Below are 26,968 nucleotides of genomic sequence, written 5' to 3' on the forward strand. Positions count from 1 at the left end.
TTAAGTGTTAACTAACCCTTAATTCAGAGCAAGTATAATTAACCTGAATTCAGGTTAATTAGCTCAGTGCTACCTCGCTTTATATACCCACTTTAGCGTTGTCTAATAACTCCTTCTTGCATGGTTGATGCAACCAACTCACCTTGTCGGTTATAAATTTGACCACGTACCAAGCCGCGACCATTACTGGCAGACGGGCTGTCCATACAATATAGCAACCAATCATCAAATTTAAATGGGCGATGAAACCACATAGCATGATCTATTGTTGCTATTTGAAAGTTAGGCAACCAATGACTAGCGCCGTGCGGCAATAGTGCAGTTGGCAAAAAGTGAAAGTCTGATGTGTACGCCAACATATAAGTATGCGTGCGTAAATCTTCAGGTAAGGTGCCATTAGCTTTTATCCACATTTGACTAACAGAATCAGTTTTAGTTGGGTTTATCCAGTTGTATTGCTGTACAGGGCGAATATCAATAGGCTTTTCGGCTAAAAACTTCTCGCGTAGAGGCTCGGGTAAATAATGCTGGTGAGCAACAATAAAGTCATTAAATGAAGGAAGCGTTTCAGGAGCTGGAACATCAGGCATAGTATCTTGGTGATTAAACCCAGGCTCCTCATGCTGAAATGATGCTGTCATATAAAAAATTGCATTGCCATTTTGTACCGCTTGTACGCGGCGAGTACTAAAACTACTACCGTCACGAATTTTTTCGACTTCATAAACCACAGGTTGATTAGCATCACCAGGCCTTAAAAAATATGAATGTAGAGAATGAATAAAGCGATTTTCGGCGACGGTTTCTTGTGCTGCCGACAAAGCTTGCCCCATAACTTGACCGCCAAACAATGCTTTAAAACCTAAATCTTGGCTTTGTCCTCGATAAATGCCTTGTTCAATTTTTTCTAATGATAATAATGCTAGTAACTCGTTTAATGTATCGCTCATATTTTTACCTTTATATAATGCTAGGTGTACTTTTTAGCGCTTATTTTTCTGCTTTCATCATAAAGGAGTTATTTTATCATGAGTAGTGAATTTTTATTGATGTTCTGTTAGCGATAGGTTAAATTTCAAGCACTGTAAATAATAGTTATTAAGCTTAAATAAAAGTTGTATTGAGGTTGATTATGCACGCAGTTGCAGTACGAGATGATTTATTAGAAAGGCGACAAACAGCAGCTAATGAAGCTGTTGATATATGGGACAATTTAACCCTAGCACAAAAATTTTCAGCGAGCAGTTTAACGCAATTTGGTTATGAGTTAGCGTTTATTCGTGCCGATAGCTTAGGGTGCTTAGCTATTTTACTGTGTAATGATAACATTGCGACAATTTCAAAAACGGGTGAAATTGATACTTCGCCAGCCATTTCTCTGAGAAACTAATACCGTTAATTATTTAACAGTGATAGTAAGAGATAAAAAAAGCGTCATTTGACGCTTTTTTTATCTCTTTTTTGCGGCTTTTAGTGAGTGAATAACGTAAAATAGTCGCCATTATTGCTAAAGTTGAGTGTAAAACCATGTCACGCACGAAAAAATCAAGAAAACCAGGTGGCGCGCCAACAGCTAAACCTAAGTTAAGTAAACAAGAGTTAGCTAAAGTAGAAAAGCGCGTTCGTAAAACAACAGGAAAGCAGGCGGGAAACCGTCAAAAAGAAGCAAAAATTGAAAAAGACAATGCGAATCAGTTAGCGGCTAAAAAAGACCCGCGCTTAGGAAATAAAACTCCTATCGCCCTAGGAAAAATCACTGAAAAAGCAGAAAAAACGCAGCAAAAATCACATAAACCAAAAATAGCACAAGCTATTGCGGGTGTTCGTTTTGCTGAGCCAACTAAGCCTGTTTTTTCGCCAGAGCAAGAGCTTGAAGCGATTGAGCAAGATGAAGCCTTATTGGCAATTCTTGCTAAGTATGATGAAGATATTGCGCTGACTGAGCAAGAAGTTGAGTATTACAATGAAATGATGGAACGTCATCAGGTGCTAACTGCTGAGTTGGGTATTGATGACAGTGATGATGACGAAGATGAACACGTTGACAACGACAGTGAAGACGATTTATGGGATAAGCTAGACGGTCACGACTTTTCTGATTTCGAGAAAAATTAATTACTATGTTAGATTTTTGGCAATATGCATTAATTGCTGCGGTTGTTGTTATTGCAGGCTTAGCATTTTATGCAGGCAAGTTATTGAAACAACTTTCAGTACAAACGGCGCAGCAGCAACAGGCTAAAGTAGCGCGTCAACAAGCGCTCAACAAGCATGATAAAAAAGTGCTTGATAGTGTGTTACTAATCACTCGAGCAATGAAAGAAGAACAGTGTGAGTTTGATGAAGGCTGCTGGCGAATATCGGTATTATTAGGCTCGTTAAAAACACACACTGAACTTGAACAAAAGTTTCCAGCCATTTTTGGTTTGTATGAAAAAATTAAAACCTTGTCAATTTTAGAAGAGCGTAAAAAACTCCCTAAAAAAGAGCGCATGCAACAAGATTACCAACGTATGAAGGCCGAGTCTGAATTACACGATAATATTGTTATTGAGCTTGAGTTACTTTATCAGTTTACTAGTGAGCAAATTGAGTATTTATCACCGAGTGCTTGATCAATATCAATATTAGCTTTTACTGATGCCTTATAATTACCGTGATACTTTATTCACGGTAATTATAAATGAAAGTCAGCCAATTTTTTGATAACACTTTACTTAATAAATACAACACCAGCGGGCCTCGATATACTTCATACCCAACGGCGTTAGAGTTTCATGAAAGTTTTAGTCAAAGCGACTTTATTCAAGCGATAGAAAATTCTCACAATCGCGACTTGTCTTTATACGTGCATATCCCTTTTTGCCACACCCTTTGTTATTACTGTGGTTGCAATAAAGTAGTGACTCGCCATCGCGATAAGGCTGATACATATCTTGAGTTTTTAGCCGAAGAAATTGCTTCACAAGCTCCTTTATTTCATGAATATACCGTAAAACAATTACATTGGGGTGGCGGTACACCGAGTTTTTTAACGCATCAACAAATCACAACATTAGTGACTTTATTAAAAGAAAAGTTTAACTTTACTGATGATTTAGAGATGAGTATTGAAATTGATCCACGTGAAATAGAGATGGATTTAGCTGAGCATTTATTTTCACTTGGCTTTAACCGTTTAAGTTTAGGGGTTCAAGATCTCGACTTAAAGGTACAAGAAGCGATTAATCGCGTGCAATCTACCGAGTTTATCGGTGATTTTATTGCGCATGCCAAAGCAGTAGGTTTTAAGTCCATTAATATTGACTTAATTTATGGTTTACCTCATCAAACACTCACTAACTTTCATAAAACCTTAGTTAAAGCTCATGAGTGGGATGTTGATCGCATTTCGTTATTTAGTTATGCACACTTACCGAGTCGCTTTGCTGCGCAACGTAAATTACGTGATGAGTGGTTGCCTAACACCCAAGAAAAATTTGCCTTAATGAAGCTTGCCATTGAAACTTTATGTGAGCTGGGTTATGACTTTATCGGCATGGACCATTTTGCTAAACCAAAGGATGAGTTATCGATTGCACAACGTAATGGCGAGTTACATCGAAATTTTCAAGGGTACACCACTAGAGGCAGTTGTGACTTACTTGGTTTAGGGGTGTCATCTATTAGTGCAATCGGCGACAGTTTTAGTCAAAACATCAAAGAACTAAAAGCTTATTATCAAGCTATTACCGATAAAAAACACGCACAAGAAAAAGGGCTTAGTTTATCCCAAGATGACATTATTCGTGGTGATGTTATTCGTGAGTTAATGTGCAATTTATTTTTAGATAAGCGTGTTATTAGTGATAGGTATGCGATTAATTTTAACGAATATTTTAAAGATGATTTACCTTTACTTGATACCTTTATTGCCGACAACTTAGTTGAAAATACACAAGATACTATTCAAGTTTCACCGAAAGCTCGTTTGTTGATTCGCATTATTTGTATGAGTTTTGACGCTTATATGAATAAGCATATTAACCAGCAGCGTTTTTCAAGAGTAATTTAAGCCTAACAATAAGTGGCTGTGTTAGGTCGTACTAATATCAACTAATGGTTAGGTAACAAAGTATTTAGCTACAACAATAAATAACAATATTGTTACCTAACAACGTGACAGAAACTATTTATATAACCCCATATTTCGATCAGTTATTGCTTCGCGCCAGCCGCCAAGCCATTCTGATTTTGCTTCTAAGTTTTGGTAAGGACATTGCTCTTTAGCTTTGCCCCCTAAGCCTGCTTGATAACCGTTAGAATGTGCTCTACCTAATTTATCCCTTTTTTGTCTTTTCATTTGTTTACCTCACAAAAATACATAGTAAATATTTGATAAATAAAGTAATTAGTGTCAATTTTTATGCTGCTATTATTGACAATAATTACTACAACATACTACTTAGTGGTCAATTTATGTCGCCAAACCTAAAGGTTGCATTGCTTTAGGGTTAACCCTTTCGGAAGGGGATTGTTAAACCTTGATGACGCGCAGATGACAATTAATTTAAAAATATTTAGCCTGCATATGCAAGTAAAAAATTGTACAAATTAGCAGCGATTTGTAACTAATTAGTGTGATTAAAATATCGTGGCTAAGACTAAAAATTGATTACCTTGGAAAACAGTTTCTTAGCCAAAACAGATATAACCCAGAGTATTAATATTTAGGATTTTTATAATTATTTACTCTAGTAAGAAAGATGTTTAATCAGTATGTAAAAGTGGCTTTAACATTTCTTCAAGCCCATTGAGTTTTATTTCATACATTAAAGCAAGTTGCTCGCCTAACTTACCTTCTGGAAAGCCTTTACTGTGAAACCAAACCAAGTAAGGCTCAGGTAATTGTAATAATTTTCTGCCAGCATACTTCCCAAAAGGCATGGTTTGATTGATCGCTGTAATGAGTGATTGTTGATCAGGTAACAAATTTTTTCCTTAATATTTCAATATAAAGCTTGTCATATTTGTGACATAAAAAGCACACAAAAGCTTCATTTACTGAGCCTATACTGCGCCTATTAATCTGAAGCTAATTTAACAATAAGTTGCATAAATTGGTTCAGCCTATCGTTAATAGCTTACTTGTGAAGAATAACGTAATTACATTTAGGGATAACTATGTCAATTATCAGAAAACGAAGTGCCGCACACAAAGCTTATTTGCCGAGCAATGCACGAGACAACCAATATATACTGACCGAGTTTGCGCTTACCGATGAATTTTTACAGCAAATAACCCCTTACTATCTTGAGGCTAAGTCTCAGCCGTATTATGACTTTTATCAAAAATTATCGACACTATTTTTTGAGTTAACTGATGCGGTTGAATTAGAAAATTGTCACTTTATTGCTAATGATAAATTAGCGAGAGTACGTTTTAGTCAAGAAATGCATCAGTGGCAGACTAATCAGCAAATACTGTTTTATTATGATCCTGAGCAGCATCAACTGAAAAAATCTTTTTTTGATGGCAGTCAAAAGGCTAAAAAAATCTGCTTGTTATTCTTAGCAACCGGTAATGATATTCGCTTTAATGCGGCACAGTTTCACCAGCGGGTTAGTGCTGTGGTAGCTCAGTTTGCCGAACAAATTAATTTAGATATTGAAGATGTACGCTTACGAGATCACCAGCACTTAACGTATGATTTATTTGCCAAAAATAAAGGCTGCTTAAATACTCAAGCACATAAGTTACGTCAAATTAATAAACGTTATGCAAGTCAGCAAGTGACTATACCGACTTACCATAGTGCGATGAATTATGCAGTTGTGAATTTAAATATTAGTAATCACTTATTAAACTTAGTGGAAATCGACCCGCATTCACAAGACCCATATAACCCGTTATACACTTACTTAACAGACGTGTTTACCATGGCAGCTAAACGTTATAATTTAAATAATGGCGCGTTGGTAGCTAATGGTTTGGTACCTATTGTTAGATATAGTATTCATGAAATTGTTTCTCGAGTAGGTGAATTGCAAATGCTGGGTTACAACCCCGAGCAAAGCCCTTGCGGAATTATTAGTAAGTGGGATGCTAGCGAGCTCACCGATAGCGTGCAGCTTATTTTTGTTGCAACGCCGGAAAATAGTACCGAGCACGGTTTTGGCCGATTTTTGAATCAAATTGAGCAAGCAATGCAGTTAATGGCGAGCGAATTAGAAATATCACCAAGCAAAGACGAGTTAGTGATCCGCTTTCACCAACATGTTGCCTATAATTTTAATAAATAACCCGAGTTCAGGCTATAGAGTTTTATAAGAGTTATTGGTGGTTTTAATCTTATTTTAATGTTGCGGCCGCTTTTGCAGTTTGCGTTGTAGAGTGCGCCTATGCATCGATAATTGTCGAGCAGTGGCAGAAATATTGCCTTGATTCGCTTTTAGCACTTGTTGAATATGTTGCCATTCTACTTGCTCTGCTGATAATGTTGGCTCATTATCAGGGGTTAAGTGAATTGCTGTTGGTTTGGTATTACTCAATACTGCTAGTAGTGTTTGGCTGTCGACCGGCTTAGATAAATAATCGTCAGCGCCTAATTTTATTGCATCAACGGCGGTAGCAATACTAGCAAAGCCCGTTAATAGAATAATGCGGCTTTGTGGTCTTAGCTGGCGTAATGGTTTAATTATGCTTAGAGTGGTTTCCTGAGCTAATTTCATGTCGAGTAAAATATAGTCAGGTAAGTGTTTACGACACGCTAATAAAGCATCGCTATTATTGTCGGTGTGAACGCAATCGTAACCGTTTTTATTGAGTCGCCGTATTAAGGTGTTAGCGAAAGCGTTATCGTCTTCAACGAGTAATAATTTCATTATTGTGTTACTTAACTTAGGGTGGCTGCATCATAGTCGTATGACTATTACTTTGCAGTGGGTTGTTGTGTTGTCTGGCAAGGTAAACTTAATGTAACTAACGCTCCACCCTCAATATGGTTGGTTAAGGTTAGCTTACCGCCTATTCTTTCTAAACTCGCGTGACTAAGAAATACTGCCATGCCTAAACCTTGAGTACTAGTTACGGGCTTAACACCTAATTCGTTGAGCTTTTTTAAGGTAAAGCCTTTACCAAAATCTCGAATAATCAGTTGCCAGTTTTTTTCACACGTCATACTGGTAATTACTAATGCAGAGCTGCCATTATTTTTAGTCGCTCTAACTGCATTATTAATTAAATTTAATATCGCAGGCATTAATGCTGCGTCAGCCATAACCATTGTACTTTCGTGGTTAAGCTGTTCTATATCAAGAGCTATTTCAGGATAGTTTACCTCAACATTGGCTTTTATTTCATTTAATAATGTTTGAGTACTTATTGCTGTAATCCTTTGCTCTTTTATGGAGAAAACCATTTCCCTGAATTCATCTAAACTTACTCTACAGCGAGCTAATTGAACTTGCATATCACCAATAACCTCACTATTAGGAAAATCTTCGCTAAGTTCATCAGCAAGTAATTGTACTGTGGTAATAGGAGTGGCGAGTTGATGAGTCACTTGTGCTGCAGCAACCCCGAGAGAAGTGACTTGCTCTTGCTTTAATAAATTCTCACGATACTTGGCAATGGCTAATTGTTGCTTATTAATACTACGTGCCATTTTACCGACAACAATAGCAACCACTAAAGCGGAAAATAAAAAGTTAATTCCCATCGCAATAAAGTGTCCTTGCATGTTGCCATGCATAACGCTCATCGGTAACAACCATAATAAAATACTGTATGAGCCTATCGCTAATAAGGCTACGAGTGACAATAGCGCAGGTGTTAGCGTAACCGCTGCAATGGCTATAGGAATTAACAACAACGAGACAAATGCATTGGTTGCCCCGCCACTAAAAAATAATAAACACGAGAGAAAAATAATATCAGCAGAGGTTTGTATTAATATCGCTTTTTGTTGCTGAGCACTATTTTGGTTGAGCATACTTGCTTGTTTGTAATAAAGCATACTTGCTAAGGTGAATGCTACTTCAACAGCAATTATAAAGAATAGTGGTGCCCAAGGAAGTTGATATTTTAAAGCGATATTAACAAAAAGAATCAGTAGTACTTGAATAATAATAGCAACACCACGTAGCGCAATAATGGCTTGTACTTGGTTTGCCCCTTTTAAAAAGTGAGTCATAGGTTTTTCTTTTACATCCTTAAGCATATAATGCAATGATTACAGACAGCATATTACCTTATTTATTTAGGATAATACCTGAGCTAGCGCATAAATAGGTAGGGTAATGTTGGCTTTCCCAACGAGGATTTATAATGACAGATGAATTGGCAAAAAATAATATACAAGTGGCGACGTTAGCTGGTGGCTGTTTTTGGTGCATTGAAGGTGCTTACAATAGTATACAAGGTATTGAAAAGGCAATTTCAGGTTATATGGGGGGAGAGACTACCACGCCAACTTATGAAGAAGTTTGTAAAGGCACTACTGGGCATGCTGAAGTAGTACAAATACATTTTGACAGTACCGTGATTAGCTACCGACAATTGTTAGAAATATTCTTTAGCCTGCACAATCCAACACATTTAAACCATCAAGGTAATGATGTTGGTACGCAGTATCGCTCTGAGATTTTTACTCATAATGATGAGCAAGTCGACGTTGCTAAAGATATTCTTGCTGAGATTAACGAAAATAATACCTTCGATAAGCCGACGGTAACCAATATTTCACCTGCGGTAACTTTTTATGCTGCTGAAGATTATCATCAAGCATATTTTAAGAATAACCCTGAAAATCAATATTGTCAGGCGGTTGTTTCACCTAAGCTAGCTAAGTTTAAGAAAACTTTTGTTGAAAAATTAAAGTAGTTAAAGTTGTTAAAAGTGATTTAAATAAGAAAGGGCTGCATTATGCAGCCCTTTTTGCAGTTGTTGATTGAACTAATAACATTTAACGTTGTTAAAACACCGAACGGAATGAAGAACGACCTGAACGACGAGTATTACGACGGTTACGCATGCGGCTATGTAATTCACGGCGTTTTGCATCTAACCATTCATCACGAGTCACTGTAGCGTCACCCTTACGGCCTTCTTCACGACTTCTATAGTTACAGAACTCTTCAAAGGCTTCTACATCATCGCTGAACTCACCAGCGACTAACTCAATCATGATCGCGTCATCTAAAAAGCCAAGAACAGGAATATGATCAGGCACTAAGTCTTCAGGATCGCTAAAATACGCAAGAGCACTTAACACTTCTACACGCTCTTCTTCAGGTATCTGCCATTCAGAGTCTTCAATCATGGCAACAAAGGTTTCTAATTTTTGAATGCGAATACGAACAAACTCAGGCACATTATCTTTAATGTTGGCGCTGATTTTTTTTGCATTCTCTATAATTGTTGCTTCACTTAATGCTTTTGCGCCTTGTTGTGCTTTGCGCATTACGTCGCGGAAGTGATCTAGATCTGCTTCTGATAATTCAAACTTAACTTCAAACGCCATTATAATTCTCCTGTGTTGGCTTTAGGGCAAAACTTCAACAAATTAATTTTGATGAATGGCAATAATTAATGTTATTGCTTAATTTTGATAGCAGTAAATTTAGCAGATCGTACTAGAGAGAGCACGCTTAAAAAGTAAATAGCGATAAAATATTGCAACATTTATTTCACATAATGATATGCTTTTGTGAATTTTTGAACACATTGTCTAAATAATAATATGTCATTACCTCATAGTGCTGAAAATGAAAGTACTGCTCTTACTGCTGCTGAGAGCGCTTCCTCAACAGAGGAAGAGAGTCATAACAACGCATTAACTGAAAAGTCATGTGAGAACTGTCATCAAGTTGTCACGGGTGATTTTTGTTCTAACTGCGGACAATCGCTTGACTCAACCTTAAAGTATTTTTGGGTGGTTATTTTACACTTGCTCGATGACATTTTTAGTTTTGATTCTCGTGCTAGTCGTACTTTATTTCCTTTAATTTTCCGCCCCGGTTTTCTAACCAATGAATATTTTTCTGGTAGGCGGGTTCATTATGTACCACCAATACGCTTGTATTTGTTTATTAGTATTGTCTTCTTTTTAACGCTAAAACTAACGGTTTCATCAGAAGAAAAGCACACTATGGAACTGAAAAATAATAAAGCCGCTATCGCTCAAGTTACTGAACATATTGAAAAGCTTGATGAAAAAAGACTCGCGGTGTTAACTCAAAAAGAGAGTACTGAACTTACTAGAATAAATGCAGATTTGCTCCGCTTTAATGATTACCTAAAAGATTTAAGCCTTGATATTTCAATTGCAGACAATAACAAGCTTGTTAAAGCGACACGACAGCTTGTTACGCTAGAACTTGAGAGAGTTAAAATAGAGGCGGGCGATAAAAGTGATGCTATTACTATTGGCAATAATCAAGATGGTAGTTTGTCATTTGATTTTTTGTCGGCTGAAAGTAATAAAAAGCTAAATGATTTTGGCAACGAATTAGGTGAAAAGGCGGAGAAAACTTTTTCAACGGATACTAACCGTTTAGTGACTGAGGTCTTAGGAAAATTACCACAATTAATGTTTGTGCTTTTACCGCTATTTGCGCTACTGCTTAAACTAGTTTTTATTTTTTCTAAACGACTATATATGGAACACTTAACTGTGGCATTGCATAGTCATAGCTTTATTTTTGTGAGTTTACTCTCAATAGATTTAATTGATGTAACCCACGATTATTTTGAAGAAATAGGCAGCGATATTGCACTTTATACAGCAAGCGCTTTAGGGGGAATTGGTTTTATTTGGCTGTTATGGATCCCTATTTATTTGTTTGTTATGCAAAAGCGAGTTTATAAACAGGGTTATATAATGGCTTTGCTAACCTATAGCTTTGTCGGTACTATCTATTTTATTTTAATGGCATTGACGACTGTTGTGGCCATTGTGTGGGGACTAACTTCAATTTGATACCTTTACTAAGCTAATTTAACCTGAGCTCAGGTGAAAACAAAAAAGCACTTATTAATAAGTGCTTTTTTGTTTTGCTAAAAGCTGTGAAAATGACGCTTTATTTAAAACGCATTGATAAATCAACAGCTTGTACGTGCTTAGTTAAAGCACCGCTAGAAATATAATCAACACCTGCTTTTGAATATTCTTGCAAGGTTTCAATGGTCATATTGCCAGAAACTTCTAATTTAGCTTTACCACGGGTGGCAATAACTGCTTGCTCTATCATTTCAGGGGTAAAGTTATCAAGCATGATAATGTCAGCGCCGGCTGTTAGTGCTTGCTCTAACTCATCAAATGACTCAACTTCTACTTCAACGGTTTTGTCACTGTGGTTAGCTTTAGCTGTTGCGACAGCATTGGCAATTCCGCCACAAGCGGCGATATGATTTTCTTTAATTAAAAATGCGTCAAATAAGCCAATACGGTGATTAACGCCGCCGCCACATAGTACGGCATATTTTTGAGCGCTACGTAACCCTGGTAATGTTTTACGAGTATCAAGCAGCTTGGTGTTTGTGTTAGCTAGCTCTTTTACGCACTGGCTAGTTAATGTTGCGGTTGCTGACAAGGTTTGTAAGAAGTTTAACGCAACGCGCTCACCAGTGAGTAACGTGCGTGCATTACCTTCAAGTTCAAATAAGGTTGTGTTGGCTTCAACGGCTTCACCATCATTCACAAACCATGTTATTTTTGTCGGTAAAGAGCCCGCTTCTTGCTTACCAGTATGCTCTAATGAGGCGTCAAGTTGAGCAAATACTTCGTTGACCCAAGCAACACCACAAACAATACAATCTTCACGGGTAATTACGTTAGCGACAGCTTGTTCATTTTCAGGGATCAGCATTGCAGTAATGTCGTCACTGGCATTGGCTGTTTCACTTGCGCCTAAATCTTCACAAAGTGCCCAAGTGACAGTTTTAGTGATATCTTGTTTCAGCTTTACTGCTGCTTGCTGTTCTACTAAAGGGTTAAGCATTGCTTTTCTTCCTATTACAGGGGTTCCCGTAAAATTAATTGTTTACCTGTTTGGTGAAAGTCTAACTGTTTAAGGGCGCTCATGCCCAACAGTATTTCATCAGCTTTCATGCCAGGATTAATATGCGCGGCGACATTATAAAGGAAAATGTTACCTAAGCTCAATTGTGCAATGTCAGTTTGGTAAACCGTAACACTGCCATTGGCGGTTTGTACTCGATAACTACCGTTGCCTTGTAGCCCTATTTTATCGGCAATATGTGCAGGAATAGACACTTGCGTCGCCCCCGTATCTAATAGAAAAGTGACGGGAATGTCATTAATAGTTCCGTGTGCCACGTAGTGCCCTTGTCTATTTTGATTTAATATGACTTCGGCTTTTCCGTTAGCGGTTAAACGCATTTCAGGTTTACTGTTAGGGTTGTATTGCTCATCTAATGTATCTTGAAAAAAGAACACTAATAGTCCTAATGCTATTATCCAGGCAAACCAAACAAAGAGCTTTGCTATTTTGTTTGTTGGGTCATCTTCAGTCATACTTAGGCACTCTATCTTGCTAACGAAACAAAAAGTTAGCGGTATTGTATGTTGTCTAAGTTAAGCAATAAAGCGCTAAATCGTAACGTAATTTATCGCGAACATAGGGTATTTACATGAGTCAGGAGCAAAAAATGTTCACGCAAAATGGTTGGCTAGTACAAGCCGAGCATATGCCATCTCCTCATTTTGATAAGCGTTGTGATCAAGAAAAGGTGAGTTTGTTGGTTATTCACAATATTTCGTTACCAGCAGGGCAGTTTGGTCAGCACTATATTAGTGATCTATTTTTAGGGAAACTTGATACCACTCAACATCCATCATTTTCTGATTTGGCGGGCGTTAGGGTTTCTGCACATTGCTTAATTCAACGTGATGGTAATATTATTCAGTATGTTTCGTTTCATGATAAAGCATGGCACGCAGGTATTTCGCAGTTTAATGGTCGTGAACGGTGTAATGATTTTTCAATAGGCATTGAATTGGAGGGAACAGATGATATTCCTTATACCCCTGAGCAGTATCAACAATTGGTAAATTTAACGCGTTGTTTACAAGATGATTTCCCTGCTATTATGAGCAACGTTGTAGGTCATTGTGATATTGCACCTAACCGTAAAACCGATCCCGGACAGTCTTTTAATTGGGATTACTTTCGCCAACAACTATCGTGACTCGATAAAAGTCACTAACAATATATTTTAAATAGGGTGTTAAATGAGTCTGATAAGTTTATTAATCGCAATTGCTCTTGAGCGTTCATTGTCCTCGTCAAGATGGGGGTTTTATCATTATTTTCAGTGGTACCAGCGTTTTTTTGATAAAAACACTAACAATGATAAACCCATAGCTAAAAAAATTACGGCCACCGATGTTGCTTTTATTGCAGTACCTGTAGTGGTTATAGGTTTTCTTTTATCGATAATTGATAATGGCTTAATTCATGTTGCACTTTCTACGGTTATTTTGATTGTTTGTTTAGGTTGTGCTGATACCCGAAAAAGTTATAAAAATTACTTGACCTCCGCAGCTAATGGCGAAGAAACTACCATGGCGTTGCACCATCAACAACTATTAACTGATAAAAATTTACCTGCTATGGGCTTTGGCCAAGCGTTAGTTTGGTTAAATTATCGTTACTATGTTGCTATCACGCTATTTTTTGTAGTGTTTGGTGCTGCAGGGGCTGTATTTTATCGTTTACTCACCAGTGTTATCGAACAACAAAATAAACACTGCCAAGACAGTCTTAATACACAAGAATCAGCAGCAGGCCAAGAGTCATTAGCAGAGCAACATAATGCTGAAGTGAGCAGTGCTAACGTAAGTAGTGCAGAAAGTGCTACGACAGAAAATGAACCTAGTCATAATGACACAACGAGTGAACAGCATGAAAGTACCGTTACGCCACGTATAGCTGATGGCTGTAATAATCATCACGATATTCTGTTTTGGGTTGACTGGTTACCTGTGCGCATTACGTCGTTTGGTTACATGTTTGTTGGGCACTTCTCTAAAGCAATGCCGGTGTGGTTAGAAAATTGTTTTGATTTTAATAAGCCAACGCAACAAGTATTAATTGATGTTGCTGAAAAATCAGAAGATATTTTCGTTGATGAAGGTGACTGTACAGCCGAGCCTTGTTTACTGGTACGTTTAGCTAAGCGTAATGCGTTATTCGTTTTAGCGGTTATTGCTATCCTTACCTTAATGGGCACTTTAACCTAGCTTTATAGTCTATAGACGCTTGTTATATATTTTTGCTTTTCGCTGAAACTATATAGCAAGCGGTACTTTTTTGCTGGCGATAAGCTAACGTTGACATTAGTTATATTGTTATTCTCTATAAAGCAATTACTAGGCTTTCTTTTATTCTCATAACACCACCTAAATAGTATTTTTTATTGGTCAGACCATTCAAAAGTTAATCCCGATATTTTATGGCGTTTTATCGTTGAATTTGGATCAAGATCATAAAATCCACTCATAAGCTACTTGCTTATATTTCAACCATCAACTAAATTAACTTGTCAAAAGTAGCTGCTTTTGCTATTTTAATGCCCGACAAAAACCATTGGTAATACCAATTTACCACTGCCTATTTAGTGATTTAATATATTTATGAATGCGAGCGCAACATCAAATAACGTAACACAAGCTGCTTTGGCATCTAATAAGGTGCAAGTAAAGGGCCGTGTTAAGCCGCAAAAATTAGCGGATATTATTTTAGCGCAGCTTGAGGCTATGATTATTGAAGGTAGTTTACAGCCCGGTGAAAAACTATTACCTGAGCGTGAACTTGCATTGCAATTTGAGGTTTCACGCCCGTCATTACGCGAAGCAATACAAAAGCTAGAAGCGAAAGGTTTGGTGATTCGTAAGCAAGGTGGCGGCACGTTTGTTTGTGAAAATTTATTGCAGGGCTTTTCTGACCCGTTATTTGAATTAATGTCGAATAACAATGAATCACAATTTGATCTGTTAGAGTTTCGTCATGGTATTGAAGGCATGGCGTCATATTATGCTGCTATGCGTGGCACCGCGGCTGATTTTGAAGTAATTCAAACCAAACATGATGAAATAGGTACGAGTCAATTAGAAGATGATTTTAGCGCTGAAGCAAAAGCGGTAGTAGAGTTTCACTTAGCCATTTGTGCTGCGTCACACAATGCGGTGATTTTGCAACTAGCGCGCAGCATGTCAACGCTATTAGTTGATAACATCGCACAAAATTTAACAGTATTAGCTAAGCGTCCTGATATCTTTAGTAAGATAACCGATTATAGAAAGCGCTTACTTAATGCCATTTTGAGCGGACAACCCCAAAAAGCGTGGGGAGCAAGCCATCGTCATTTAGCATTCATTGAAGAAGTGCTTTTGAAAATGACACAAGAAAACAGCCGTATGGAACGCTCAATGCGCCGAATGTAAAGATTTAGTTCAACAGAAGTCAGTAAAAATTAGTAAGAATTGCTAGTAGAAAATTACGTAAAGTAAACAGAATTAAGTTCATAAGATTTACAAAAATTTTAAATTAAACAGTTTGTTATAAACAAAAACTATTGGAGACTAAACAATATGTCAGATCTGCCAAATGTAGATATTGATTCAGCAGAAACCCAAGAATGGTTAGAATCATTAGAATCAGTATTAGAAAATGAAGGCCCAGAGCGCGCACATCATTTATTAGAAGCGTTAATCGATCGCGCTCGCCGTGGCGGTACACATTTACCATTTAACGCAACGACTGCGTATGTAAATACTATTCCACCAGGGCAAGAGCCACATATGCCTGCGGATCAAACGATTGAGTCTCGTATTCGTGCGGCTATTCGTTGGAATGCTTTAGTATTAGTACTACGTGCTTCTAAAAAAGATTTAGAGCTTGGTGGTCATATTGGTAGCTTCGCGTCTTCATCTACATTATACGATGTAGGTTTTAACCACTTCTTTAAAGCAGCAACACCAGAAAATGGCGGCGATTTTATTTTCGCTCAAGGTCATATTTCTCCTGGTATTTATGCACGTGCTTTCATGGAAGGTCGTTTAACTGAAGATCAAATGAACAACTTCCGTCAAGAGTGTGATGGTAAAGGTTTATCTTCTTACCCGCATCCTCATTTAATGAAAGATTTTTGGCAGTTCCCAACGGTTTCTATGGGCTTAGGTCCATTGCAAGCTATTTACACTGCTCGTTTCTTAAAGTATTTAACAGACCGTGGCATTAAAGATTGTTCTGGCCAACGTGTTTACGCCTTTTTAGGCGATGGTGAGTGTGATGAGCCAGAATCATTAGGTGCTATTGGTTTAGCATCACGTGAAGGCTTAGATAACTTAACCTTTATCATTAACTGTAACCTTCAGCGTTTAGATGGCCCAGTACGTGGTAACGGCAAAATTATTCAAGAGCTTGAAGGTACATTCCGTGGCGCTGGCTGGGAAGTAAACAAAGTTATTTGGGGTTCATACTGGGATGCTTTATTAGCACGTGATACTTCAGGTAAGTTATTACAGTTAATGAACGAAACAGTTGATGGCGAATACCAAAACTGTAAAGCGAAAGGTGGTAAGTACACGCGCGAAAACTTCTTTAACAAATACCCAGAAACAGCTGCAATGGTTGCTAACATGTCAGATGAAGATATCTGGCGTTTAAACCGTGGTGGTCATGATCCAGTAAAAGTTTACGCTGCTTACGATAAAGCAATGAAAACTAAAGGCCGTCCAACAGTTATCTTAGCGAAAACGGTTAAAGGTTTTGGTTTAGGCGCATCAGGTGAAGCATTAAACATTGCCCATAACGTTAAGAAAATGGACGTTGAAGCAATTAAACATTACCGCGATCGTTTTAATATTCCAGTAAAAGACGAAGATATTGCTGATTTACCTTTCTACAAGTTCCCTGAAGACAGCGAAGAATACCAGTACATGAAAGCGCGTCGTGAAGCGCTTGGTGGTTCTTTACCAGCACGTCGTGAACAAGCCGAAGAGCAACTTGAAATCCCAGCACTTAAAATCTTCGATCCAATCTTAAAAGGCTCAGGTGATCGTGAAGTATCATCAACAATGACTTTTGTTCGTGTACTTAACAGCTTATTGAAAGATAAAAAAATTGGTAAGCGTATCGTACCAATTATTCCTGATGAAGCACGTACCTTTGGTATGGAAGGTTTATTCCGTCAAGTTGGTATTTATGCAAACGAAGGACAAAAATATGTTCCTCAAGATGCTGACCAAGTAGCTTACTACCGTGAAGATAAAAAAGGTCAAGTATTACAAGAAGGCATTAACGAGCTAGGTGCTATGGCATCTTGGGTTGCTGCAGGTACGTCTTACTCTACATGTAACGCAACGACTATTCCGTTCTATATTTACTACTCAATGTTTGGTTTCCAACGTGTGGGTGATTTAGCATGGGCAGCGGGCGATAGCCAAGCACGTGGCTTCTTATTAGGTGCTACAGCAGGTAGAACAACACTTAATGGTGAAGGTTTACAACATCAAGATGGTCACTCGCATGTGCAAGCAGGTTTAATTCCTAACTGTGTAACTTATGACCCAACTTACGGCTATGAGATTGCAGTAATCGTTCGTGAAGGTTTACGCCGCATGTACGAAGAAAATGAAAACATCTTCTTCTACTTAACGCTAATGAATGAAAACTATCAACACCCAGCGTTTCCAGAAAATAAAAACGTTGAAGAAGAAATCATTAAAGGTATTTACCAACTTGAACAAGTTGCTCCTAAAAAAGCCGTTGCGAATGTTCAGTTATTAGGCTCAGGTACTATTTTAGAGAAAGTACGTGAAGCAGCACAAATACTAGCTGATGATTACAACGTATCAAGTGACGTTTACTCAGTAACCTCATTCAACGAATTAGGTCGTGATGGGCAAGATGTAACGCGTTGGAATATGCTTCACCCAGAAAGTGAGCAGCGTGTACCATACATTGCAAAAGTTATTACTAAAGAAGCAGGCCCTGCGATTGCAGCGACTGACTACATTAAAAACTATTCAGACCAAGTACGTGCTTTTATTGACACTGAATACCGTTGTTTAGGTACTGATGGTTTTGGTCGTAGTGATAGCCGTGCTAACTTACGTACTCATTTTGAAGTAAATGCGGCATACGTTGTTGTTGCTTCGTTGTACGAGCTAGCAAACCGTGGTGATGTTGAACGTTCAGTCGTAACAGAAGCAATTAAACGCTTCAACATTGACACTGAAAAGCTTAACCCACTTTACGCTTAATTATTGACTAGAGAAGGAAAATATAATGTCTATTGAAAAAGTTCTAGTCCCTGATGTAGGTGGCGATGAAGTAGAAATTATCGAGATTTGTGTTGCCGTGGGTGACACATTAGAAGCTGATGAAGGAATTGTAACCGTTGAAACTGACAAAGCGTCAATGGATATTCCAGCGCCATTTGCTGGTGAGCTGATTAGCTTAGCGGTAAGTGTTGGCGATAAAATCAAAGAAGGCGATATTATTGCTGAAATGAAGAGCGCAGAAACGAAAGCAGCAGATTCATCTGCTGCTGAAGAAGCGCCTGCAGCACCCGCTGTTGAAACGCCTGCGCCAGCCGCACCGGTAGCTGAAACACCAGCACCTGCTGCTGAAGCTGCGCCAGCAGCAGGTGCAGCATCAGAAGTTATTGATATTGCGGTACCAGATATTGGTGAAGATGGCGAAGTTGACGTTATCGACGTATTAGTTAGCGTTGGCGATGTTATTGAAGAAGAAGATGGCTTAATCACTTTAGAAACTGATAAAGCGACTATGGACGTACCTTCAACGCATGCAGGTACCGTTAAAGAAGTCTTTATCAGTAATGGCGACAAAGTAAAACAAGGCTCGTTAGTCATTAAGCTTGAAACATCTGGTGGTGCAGCGCCTGTTGCCGCACCAGCTGTTGAAGCAGATCCTGCCCCTGCCCCAGCAGCGGTTGTTGCTCCAGCACCTGCAGCAGCGCCAAAAGCGGCACCTGTACCACATCATCCGCAAGCGGGTAGTGTGAATACTGGTGCAATTTATACTTCACCTTCAATTCGTCGTTTAGCGCGTGAATTTGGTGTTGATTTAACGCTTGTTAAGGGCACTGGTCGTAAAGGTCGTATCTTAAAAGAAGACGTACAGTCATATGTTAAATATGAACTTTCTCGTCCAAAAGCTAATGCTGGTAGCTCAGTAGCTAGCGGTGAGGGTGGTTTACAAGTAGTTAGCGCTAAAGCTATTGATTTCTCTAAATTTGGTGAAATTGAAACTAAGCCATTATCACGTATTCAAAAGATTTCGGGTCCATTCTTACATCGTAACTGGGTAACAATTCCACACGTTACGCAATTTGATGAAGCAGATATCACTAACGTTGAAGCGTTCCGTAAAGAACAAAACGTTGTATGTGAAAAGCAAAAGCTTGGTTTTAAAATTACGCCATTAGTGTTTATTTTAAAAGCAGCGGCTGATGCATTACGTGCTTTCCCAACGTTTAACTCAAGCTTGAGTGAAGACGGTGAAAGTTTAATACTGAAAAAATACATCCACATTGGTGTTGCGGTTGATACGCCAAACGGTTTAGTTGTACCCGTAGTGCGCGATGTTGATCAAAAAGGTATTCACCAGTTATCACGTGAATTACTTGAAATTAGTATTAAAGCACGTGAAGGCAAGTTAAAAGCGGCTGATATGCAAGGTGGTTGTTTTACTATTTCTAGTTTAGGTGGTATTGGCGGTACGGCATTTACGCCAATCGTTAACGCGCCAGAAGTGGCAATTTTAGGTGTATCTAAGTCTGAAATGAAGCCTAAGTGGAATGGTAAAGACTTTGAGCCTAAGTTAATGCTTCCTTTATCAATGTCATATGATCACCGTGTTATTGACGGTGCATTAGCGGCGCGCTTTACTGTGCACTTAGCTGGTGTTATGTCTGACATTCGTAAATTGGTACTTTAGTCGATAAAAGACAATTAATATTGGCGAAATTCAACGCATAAGCGTAGAATTTCGCCATCAAATACAAAAATAGAAATACTCAAGAAGAATTCAAGACAAAGTAGCTTGGAATAATAGCAAGAAGAATGCACGGAGTTGACGACCTTGTCTAAAGGTATCAATGAGTACTTTCGCCGTAGCAATTATGCACAAGAACAACGTATTGAATTTTTCTTAACTAATTAGTGAGGATAAGCATGAGTAACGATATTAAAACTCAAGTAGTAGTATTAGGTGCAGGCCCTGGTGGTTATTCAGCGGCGTTTCGCGCAGCAGATTTAGGTTTAGACGTAGTATTAGTTGAAAGCCGTGAAACTTTAGGTGGTGTTTGTTTAAACGTGGGTTGTATCCCATCAAAAGCATTACTTCACGTTGCTAAAGTAATTGATGATGCAGCTGAAATGGCATCTCACGGTGTTACTTTTGGTAAGCCAGAAATCGATTTAGATAAAATTCGTGGTTGGAAAGAAAGCGTAATTGGTCAACTTACTGGTGGTTTAGGCGGCATGTCTAAAGCGCGTAAAGTAAAAACTGTTTACGGCTACGGTAAATTTACATCAGATAAAACCATTGAAGTTGAAGGTAACGACGGCGAGAAAAGCACGATTACTTTTGATAATGCAATTATCGCTGCGGGCTCTTCAGTAATTGACCTACCATTTATCCCTAACGATGACCCACGTGTTATTGACTCTACTGGCGCTTTAGAACTTAAAGATGTTCCTGAAGAAATGCTAGTACTTGGTGGCGGTATTATCGGCTTAGAAATGGGTACAGTTTACTCAGCATTAGGTTCAAACGTATCAGTTGTTGAATTTGCTGACCAATTAGTACCTGCGGCAGATAAAGACATTGTTAAAATTTACACTAACTACAACAAGAAAAAATTCAACATTATGTTGTCTACTAAAGTTGTGGCAGTTGATGCAAAAGATGACGGTTTATACGTTACTTTTGAAGGTAAAAATGCACCAGCAGAGCAAGTACGTTACGACAAAATTTTAGTTGCTGTTGGTCGTAAGCCAAACGGTCACTTAGTAGCTGCTGATAAAGCTGGCGTTAACGTTGATGAGCGTGGCTTCATTAACGTAACTAACGAACTTCGTACTAACGTACCACACATCTTCGCTATTGGTGATGTTGTTGGCCAACCTATGCTTGCACATAAAGCGGTTCATGAAGCACATTGTGCTGCTGAAGTTATCTCAGGTAAGAAGCACACGTTTGAGCCTCGTTGTATCCCTTCAATTGCCTACACAGATCCTGAAATGGCATGGGTTGGTGTTACTGAAAGCGAGGCAAAAGAGCAAGGCTTAAACATTGAAACAGCTAACTTCCCATGGGCGGCATCTGGTCGTGCTATCGCTTCTGCTCGTACTGAAGGTAAAACCAAATTAATCTTTGAAAAAGATTCAGGTCGTATCTTAGGTGGTGCAATTGTTGGTATTAATGCTGGCGAAATGCTTGGTGAAATCTGTTTAGCGGTTGAAATGGGCGCTGATGCAGAAGACATTGGTTTAACAATTCATGCTCACCCAACGTTAAACGAATCAATTGGTTTAGCAGCTGAAATCTTTGAAGGTTCAATCACTGATTTACCTAATGCTAAAGCAGTAAAGAAAAAGAAGTAATAACAAATAGCTAGGGCAATAGCCCTAGCTTTATTACTCCGATTATTTAAAGGCGCTTAATTCACACTTGAATTAAGCGCCATAAAAAGCCAGCCACTTGCAAAAGTCGCTGGCTTTTTATTACAAAATTTTTTGTGCTAAATAATTGATCTTTTGAGTTAAACTATTCGTACTTAACTTTTAAATCAACATAAAGATCAAGCATAACAATGAAAAATAATATCATAACTTCCGGCTTCGCTGCTTCTGTGCTATTGGCGTCTATCACTGTAAATGCAAATGTGGGAGAAAATAAAGAAGATATTCAGGCACTTGATTTTGTTGAGCTATTCGAAAAAATGGGGGGGAAACACCCCGGGTATAGAAAAGCGCATGCTAGCGGTTTGTGTGCCTCAGGAACCTTTATGCCATCGAACAGCGATTACTTTTCAGGAGCCGCGTTGTTATCGAACGGTGAACTCCCTGTAACTATGCGCTTTTCATTAGGTGGTGCTAACCCTAAAGGTGATGAAAGAGCACCAGGGGCGCGTGGAATGGGGATAAAAATTAAACTTCCTAATGGCTCTTTTCATACTTTTACTGGCAATAACTTTCCAGTATTTGCAGGCAAGGACCCAGAAACTTTCTATGGTTTTTTATCGACTTTACTGCCTGATGTAAATGGAAAACGTGATCCTGCTAGAACATTGGCGTATATTCAGAATAACCCAAGTGTACAAGCTAATGCTATGTGGAATAAAACCGCTAAAACAGCCGCATCATACGCCAATACTCAGTTTTTTGGCCTTCATACCTTTTACTTTCAACAACCTGGTGAACAACGAATTAAGTTTCGCTGGCATGTTGAGCCAAGTCTAGGTGTAAAAACCTTAGATAAAGTAGCCGCATCTCAAATGCCAGCTATGTTTTTAGCTGATACATTTGCTCAACAACTTAAAGAGGAAACTATTCGCTTTACTATTATGGCCACTTTAGGAGAAGCTAAAGATAGTGATATTGATCCATCACAACAATGGCCCAGTGAGCGCCCTCAAGTCGAACTGGGTACAGTGACTATTAAAGCGAGTGGTGGTGATACATGCAAAAATACAAACTTTGATCCTAATATGATTTCAGCAGGTTTTATACCAAGTGAAGACCCAGTATTAAAAATGCGCTCACCAGCGTATGCGATCTCTTTTGGTAAAAGATTGAGTGGTCAATAAATTGATAAATTAGCAAGGGGGTTGGCTCGATTTTTTAGGTTTTGTATAAGCGTGTGCCATTGTTAACATAATCTTGAATGATCTTATGCTTATACAGCAATACACTCAATAAGGATATTAATGACTAAATTAAGAATAGCCTTACTTGGCTTAGGCGATATAGCCAAAAAAGCCTATTTACCTATCGTTGCAAATAACCCAGAAGTAGAGCCGATATTATGTAGTCGAAATTTAACGGTACTTAATGAACTTCAAGATAAGTATCGTATTAATGAAGCCTATCAAACGTTAGCGGAGCTCATTGCCAGTAAACCTGATGCGATTATGATCCATAGTGCAACAGAGAGCCACTTTGCCATTGCTAAACAAAGCTTGTCAGCGGGAATAGCAACCTTTGTTGATAAACCATTGAGCTTATCTTTTGCAGAGTGCCAAGTGCTAATTGAGCTAGCAAAAGCTAATAATGCCCCTTTATATGTCGGCTTTAACCGTCGTAAAGCGCCGTTAGTGGCTGCATTAACCCCGCGCAATTTACAGCATGTTATATGGCAAAAAAATCGCGTTAATTTACCTGCATTAGCGAGAGACTTTATTTTTAATGACTTTATCCATGTTGTTGATAGTCTATTATTTTTGGCTAAATGCACAGACATTGATCAAGTAAAAAATTTAACCATTAATGTCAATATGCAAGATAAATTACTAACAAGAATTCACTTATCTTTTACCCATCAAGCAGGTTTTTTTGAAGGTTCAATGAACCGTTTGAGCGGAGTTAGTGAAGAGCATATTGAAGCTTTTTCGGCAGATGAAACAACGCAAATTAACAGCTTAACATCGGGGTATCACTTCAAAGCAGGTGTAATGACACCACTTGGCTTTAATGACTGGCAAAGTCACTTATACCAACGAGGCTTTAATGGCATGATTGAAGAGTGGTTAGCCGAGGTAAAAAGTGAACAAGCCAACTTAACGGGTTTACAGGCAATATTAATTAGCCACCAACTTTGCGAAAAGTTAGTAGCGGCAATCTGAAAGTTTGAGAAACTTCTTCAGAATACTTTTTTTAAGTTAAATGATTGCTACTCTTAATAAAGTTAGATCGTAATAATGTATCGCATTTCAGGTGCCTTACTCATTAGCTTAAGGAGTCTTATGATGTATAAAGCGCAGCATGGCATCATAATATTGTCATTGTTGATTGTTGTGTATAAGGGGTTGATGCATACCTTTATATGGCCTGTAGATATTGTCGAACTGGCATTAGAGCTTGTTATGGTTGTTACTTGCTGCGCGGTGATGTATTACATTGAGCAGTTAAAATCATCACCTAGGATCTATTGGTTGTTACTATTGGGTTCGGGACTTTATTATTTCTCTTCATATTTCGACGCGTTAGAAGAATTTTTCCTTGAAAAGCCTTTAGGCTATTTAAATATCGCCGAGGTGGTGAAAGCGGTTGGGTTTATTCTATTGTTTATTGGTATTCACTCTCTAATTTCCAGGCATCGTCTATTGATTAAAGAGCTAAAAATTGCAGCGCAGACTGATCACTTAACGGGTTTATTAAATCGACGTGCTTTCTTTGAGCGAATGTTAAGTAACTCTCAGGTATTTGAAAATACTCAAGGGGCTTTTTTGTTAATGGATATTGACCATTTTAAAGGGGTTAATGATAACTATGGTCATGCTCTAGGGGATACGGTGCTTGCAGATACAGCAATATCATTACGTAACAGTACCCGTGAGTATGATATTTTAGCTCGTTGGGGTGGAGAAGAGTTTTTACTTTATGTGAACGACATTACACAAGATAAAGCACTTAATATTGCGGAACAGCTACGTCGGCATGTCGAAGCATTATCTTTTGATTATAAAGGTGAGAAAATACATTGCACCATGAGTATTGGCTTACATAGTGTGAATGTTAATTGTAATGTAGAATTGGAAGTCGCTTGCGCAGATAAAGCGCTATACCAAGCTAAATCTCAGGGAAGGAATCGCGTTATTGTTTATAATGAAGCCGAGTTTGCTGCTGCGGAACAGAAAACCGGTACACCTAACCCAAATCATAAAATAGCGAATGGCTAATAATAAAAGTGTTATCGATTGAATTTATAAAAAATGCCGCTCAAAAGAGCGGCATCTTAGCTAAGTACCTTTGTAATGATGCTAAGCGAGGCTCAGGTCAAAGTACAGGTTGAAGCTCAGGTAAAAAGAGGTTTTTGGTTAAGGTTTATTGTCCTCAGTTCTATCTTCTTCTTGGCGTAAGTAGCCAGCAGCCTCATCATCTTGTGCAATTTTATCTTGGCTTGGCATTGCACGAGTTTGCTGGTTAAGCTGGTGAATCTGTGAAGCATTGCCTAAGTCACGTGCGCTGGTAATGGACGCAATAGACTCTCTATCTTTTAAGAATGCAATGACATCGCCTTTAATGGCTTGTAACTCATCATCATTTTTATGCATTTCAAGAATAGTTCTTGGGTGCTCTAAGTTTTTCATACCAGTATCGGCAAAGGTTGTTGAAACAACACGCGAAGTAATAATCCATGGTGTGATACTGCTTCTTACTAACGTGTTTTCAGAACGAGTACTGTCATGAATGCCGGTACCTGTCGCAATTTTAGACTCCGTAAATGTTCCTTCGCACTTGAAATAAACTAATAAAGATTCGAATTGAATTTCAGCAAAAAATAAATGCGCCACATTAGTCAGTAATAAGGCAAACGATTTAATTAAGTAGCCGATTAAAAACAATTGGAAAGCAGCCATTAATAACGATGAAAAGTCAGCAAATAATGCGTCATCAAATAATTCTTTGGTAGAGCTTACTGCAGAGGCTTTAACAAACTGATAAATATCGACAATTGAATACGCCAAAGAAAAGGTAACAATAACGGCTAAAATAAAGAGCGCATTACCGCTAATTAAACTAACTAGGCGTGCTTTGTCGAAACTCTCACCAAGGTCCATTGGTTTAACTTTAGGTTGGATCTCTTGCAATAGCTCGCCTTTAAAGCCGCCTTTGCCATCGACTTGTTCTTCAAGTTGCGGGTCAAGTTCTTTGTAAACACGGTTAGGCACTTCTTTATAGCGGCGATTAGCCATAACTAAATTGTCTAAGTTAATGAATATCTCATTAGGGTGAACCGATTCTTGCCAGTTTTCTCTTAGCTCCGACACTTCTGCTTTTGGATTGGCATGGGCTAATCTTTTCCGCACCATAAATAAAATAATAGCGGTACAGGCGGTGGCTAATATAAATAACGCCACTAAATATAAAGCAGTATTTAAGCTAGGTAAATTAGCTAACCAAAGTTCAACGTCGCTATGAGTTAGCTCGGTTGATGACATTATCCATGTTAATACCGTGCCAATAACAACAGGCAATAAGAGCGATAAGGAAATGACTTTAACTAAGTTGCCAGTACCTAAAGAGTCAATGTTTTTTTCTGCGCTTCTGGCGATAGGTTTACCCGCACCACGCCATACTACTAATAAATACAGCATCAATAATGTTGAATAAATAGGGAAGGTGAGTTCGCCTATTTCGCCAGCAAAACCTGCCAGCGAAACAAAAGCAACAAAACCGTAAGAGATTAATGCCGTAATAGTTTGTACCCAAGCGCCAAATAGTTTTTGTGACATATTGCGAATGGGATAAGGCATAAAGAGTAGTTTAGGAATAAAGGTATGTAGTAACCTTGCTAAAAAGCCTTGCGGCTCAACAAAGGTACTATTTTTACGGCCAACTAACATTTCTTCTAATGTTTTGGCTTTATAAGCTACATACTTAGCTTCTTCTTGCGCCGTGCTAAGTTCAGATTTACTGAAGTTGCGTGCTAGCGATGTTGGATGGTTACGACCAACAAAGTAGCGCATTGTTGCGTATATGCCTTTACCTGTTGCTGTAAGACCTCCTGCAAGTAAAAATAAGCCAAACAGTACTAGGATCCAACCTGTACCCGAGTCTTCTTTAACTAAGCTAGCAGCGGTTATTAATAAATATAAACCTAGTAGTGTTTGAATTGCGCCTCTTATGGCGGTGGTGTAGCCTTCTTTTTTAAAAGGATTTTTAAGACCTAAATCGATGGAGCCGTAATCAAACGCCATGTAATA

The 26,968-nt window shown here is 38.4% G+C and carries 25 protein-coding genes; 16 read left to right on the top strand and 9 right to left on the bottom strand.

Translation table 11 applies throughout. The annotated features are described in order from the left end of the window. Positions 1–92: 92 nt before the first annotated feature. Positions 93–950, bottom strand: a complete 858-nt coding sequence (gene tesB / locus ABD005_RS04365) for an acyl-CoA thioesterase II (protein WP_215980352.1) — start codon at positions 948–950, stop codon at positions 93–95. A gap of 182 nt (positions 951–1,132) precedes the next feature. Between tesB and ABD005_RS04370 the strand changes: the two genes are divergently transcribed. The 4 genes from ABD005_RS04370 (at position 1,133) to hemN (ending at position 4,054) form a co-directional block, all read left to right on the top strand. Then, positions 1,133–1,390: a hypothetical protein gene (locus ABD005_RS04370; RefSeq protein ID WP_343815396.1), complete on the top strand. Its 258-nt coding sequence runs from the start codon at positions 1,133–1,135 to the stop codon at positions 1,388–1,390. A 137-nt stretch (positions 1,391–1,527) separates the two neighbouring features. Beyond that, positions 1,528–2,115, top strand: a complete 588-nt coding sequence (gene yihI / locus ABD005_RS04375) for a Der GTPase-activating protein YihI (RefSeq protein ID WP_343815399.1) — start codon at positions 1,528–1,530, stop codon at positions 2,113–2,115. A 5-nt stretch (positions 2,116–2,120) separates the two neighbouring features. Further along, complete coding sequence (locus ABD005_RS04380; protein WP_343815402.1) at positions 2,121–2,615, top strand: DUF2489 domain-containing protein; 495 nt, start codon at positions 2,121–2,123, stop codon at positions 2,613–2,615. Positions 2,616–2,683: 68 nt separating this feature from the next. Further along, positions 2,684–4,054 (top strand): oxygen-independent coproporphyrinogen III oxidase, encoded by a 1,371-nt coding sequence (gene hemN, locus ABD005_RS04385; RefSeq protein WP_343815405.1) that lies wholly within the window; start codon positions 2,684–2,686, stop codon positions 4,052–4,054. Between the two features lie 114 nt (positions 4,055–4,168). On the opposite strand, the gene rmf is transcribed toward hemN, so the two are convergent. Both rmf and ABD005_RS04395 read right to left on the bottom strand, forming a co-directional pair. Next, positions 4,169–4,342, bottom strand: a complete 174-nt coding sequence (gene rmf, locus ABD005_RS04390; RefSeq protein ID WP_215980347.1) for a ribosome modulation factor — start codon at positions 4,340–4,342, stop codon at positions 4,169–4,171. Between the two features lie 407 nt (positions 4,343–4,749). Then, on the bottom strand, positions 4,750–4,926 hold the full coding sequence (locus ABD005_RS04395; RefSeq protein WP_252738908.1) for a DUF3820 family protein: 177 nt from the start codon (positions 4,924–4,926) through the stop codon (positions 4,750–4,752). Positions 4,927–5,163: 237 nt separating this feature from the next. Between ABD005_RS04395 and ABD005_RS04400 the strand changes: the two genes are divergently transcribed. Next, the gene (locus ABD005_RS04400; RefSeq protein WP_343815409.1) at positions 5,164–6,282 is read left to right on the top strand and encodes a DUF3083 family protein; all 1,119 of its coding nucleotides are present in this window, start codon (positions 5,164–5,166) and stop codon (positions 6,280–6,282) included. Positions 6,283–6,336: 54 nt separating this feature from the next. Here the strand turns inward: ABD005_RS04400 and ABD005_RS04405 are convergent, their stop codons facing one another. Continuing rightward, positions 6,337–6,864: a response regulator transcription factor gene (locus ABD005_RS04405; RefSeq protein ID WP_343815412.1), complete on the bottom strand. Its 528-nt coding sequence runs from the start codon at positions 6,862–6,864 to the stop codon at positions 6,337–6,339. 47 nt (positions 6,865–6,911) lie between these two features. Further along, positions 6,912–8,174: a sensor histidine kinase gene (locus tag ABD005_RS04410; RefSeq protein ID WP_343815414.1), complete on the bottom strand. Its 1,263-nt coding sequence runs from the start codon at positions 8,172–8,174 to the stop codon at positions 6,912–6,914. Positions 8,175–8,308: 134 nt separating this feature from the next. On the opposite strand from ABD005_RS04410, the gene msrA reads away from it, so the two are divergent. Then, complete coding sequence (gene msrA / locus ABD005_RS04415; RefSeq protein WP_343815417.1) at positions 8,309–8,863, top strand: peptide-methionine (S)-S-oxide reductase MsrA; 555 nt, start codon at positions 8,309–8,311, stop codon at positions 8,861–8,863. A 91-nt stretch (positions 8,864–8,954) separates the two neighbouring features. On the opposite strand, the gene ABD005_RS04420 is transcribed toward msrA, so the two are convergent. Continuing rightward, positions 8,955–9,503, bottom strand: coding sequence for a YkvA family protein (locus tag ABD005_RS04420; RefSeq protein ID WP_215980341.1), 549 nt, complete (start codon positions 9,501–9,503; stop codon positions 8,955–8,957). 219 nt (positions 9,504–9,722) lie between these two features. Between ABD005_RS04420 and ABD005_RS04425 the strand changes: the two genes are divergently transcribed. Next, positions 9,723–10,961 (top strand): DUF3667 domain-containing protein, encoded by a 1,239-nt coding sequence (locus ABD005_RS04425; protein ID WP_343815421.1) that lies wholly within the window; start codon positions 9,723–9,725, stop codon positions 10,959–10,961. A 100-nt stretch (positions 10,962–11,061) separates the two neighbouring features. On the opposite strand, the gene nadC is transcribed toward ABD005_RS04425, so the two are convergent. Together nadC and ABD005_RS04435 are read right to left on the bottom strand one after the other, a co-directional pair. Beyond that, positions 11,062–11,982: a carboxylating nicotinate-nucleotide diphosphorylase gene (nadC, locus tag ABD005_RS04430; RefSeq protein ID WP_215980714.1), complete on the bottom strand. Its 921-nt coding sequence runs from the start codon at positions 11,980–11,982 to the stop codon at positions 11,062–11,064. A 14-nt stretch (positions 11,983–11,996) separates the two neighbouring features. Then, on the bottom strand, positions 11,997–12,518 hold the full coding sequence (locus ABD005_RS04435) for a retropepsin-like aspartic protease family protein (RefSeq protein ID WP_215980713.1): 522 nt from the start codon (positions 12,516–12,518) through the stop codon (positions 11,997–11,999). Positions 12,519–12,634: 116 nt separating this feature from the next. Here ABD005_RS04435 and ampD point away from each other — a divergent pair, with 116 nt between their 5' ends. The 9 genes from ampD to ABD005_RS04480 all read left to right on the top strand — a co-directional run bounded on the left by ampD (position 12,635) and on the right by ABD005_RS04480 (position 24,940). After that, complete coding sequence (gene ampD, locus ABD005_RS04440) at positions 12,635–13,192, top strand: 1,6-anhydro-N-acetylmuramyl-L-alanine amidase AmpD (RefSeq protein ID WP_252738936.1); 558 nt, start codon at positions 12,635–12,637, stop codon at positions 13,190–13,192. 43 nt (positions 13,193–13,235) lie between these two features. Beyond that, positions 13,236–14,246 (top strand): beta-lactamase regulator AmpE, encoded by a 1,011-nt coding sequence (gene ampE / locus ABD005_RS04445; protein WP_343815427.1) that lies wholly within the window; start codon positions 13,236–13,238, stop codon positions 14,244–14,246. Positions 14,247–14,639: 393 nt separating this feature from the next. After that, positions 14,640–15,449, top strand: coding sequence for a pyruvate dehydrogenase complex transcriptional repressor PdhR (pdhR, locus tag ABD005_RS04450; RefSeq protein WP_343815430.1), 810 nt, complete (start codon positions 14,640–14,642; stop codon positions 15,447–15,449). A 147-nt stretch (positions 15,450–15,596) separates the two neighbouring features. Further along, complete coding sequence (gene aceE / locus ABD005_RS04455) at positions 15,597–18,272, top strand: pyruvate dehydrogenase (acetyl-transferring), homodimeric type (protein WP_215980709.1); 2,676 nt, start codon at positions 15,597–15,599, stop codon at positions 18,270–18,272. A gap of 25 nt (positions 18,273–18,297) precedes the next feature. Then, on the top strand, positions 18,298–19,974 hold the full coding sequence (aceF, locus tag ABD005_RS04460; protein ID WP_343815434.1) for a dihydrolipoyllysine-residue acetyltransferase: 1,677 nt from the start codon (positions 18,298–18,300) through the stop codon (positions 19,972–19,974). 236 nt (positions 19,975–20,210) lie between these two features. Then, a complete protein-coding gene (lpdA, locus tag ABD005_RS04465; RefSeq protein WP_215980708.1) occupies positions 20,211–21,644 on the top strand; it encodes a dihydrolipoyl dehydrogenase in 1,434 nt (477 codons plus the stop codon). A gap of 209 nt (positions 21,645–21,853) precedes the next feature. Further along, complete coding sequence (locus ABD005_RS04470) at positions 21,854–22,849, top strand: catalase family peroxidase (RefSeq protein ID WP_343815438.1); 996 nt, start codon at positions 21,854–21,856, stop codon at positions 22,847–22,849. Between the two features lie 120 nt (positions 22,850–22,969). Then, a complete protein-coding gene (locus tag ABD005_RS04475; protein ID WP_343815441.1) occupies positions 22,970–23,884 on the top strand; it encodes a Gfo/Idh/MocA family protein in 915 nt (304 codons plus the stop codon). Positions 23,885–24,004: 120 nt separating this feature from the next. Continuing rightward, complete coding sequence (locus ABD005_RS04480; protein ID WP_343815443.1) at positions 24,005–24,940, top strand: GGDEF domain-containing protein; 936 nt, start codon at positions 24,005–24,007, stop codon at positions 24,938–24,940. Between the two features lie 138 nt (positions 24,941–25,078). On the opposite strand, the gene ABD005_RS04485 is transcribed toward ABD005_RS04480, so the two are convergent. Further along, on the bottom strand, positions 25,079–26,962 hold the full coding sequence (locus ABD005_RS04485) for a hypothetical protein (protein WP_343815446.1): 1,884 nt from the start codon (positions 26,960–26,962) through the stop codon (positions 25,079–25,081). Positions 26,963–26,968 lie beyond the last annotated feature (6 nt).

It is taken from the genome of Colwellia asteriadis (assembly GCF_039523295.1).
Lineage (GTDB): Bacteria > Pseudomonadota > Gammaproteobacteria > Enterobacterales > Alteromonadaceae > Colwellia > Colwellia asteriadis.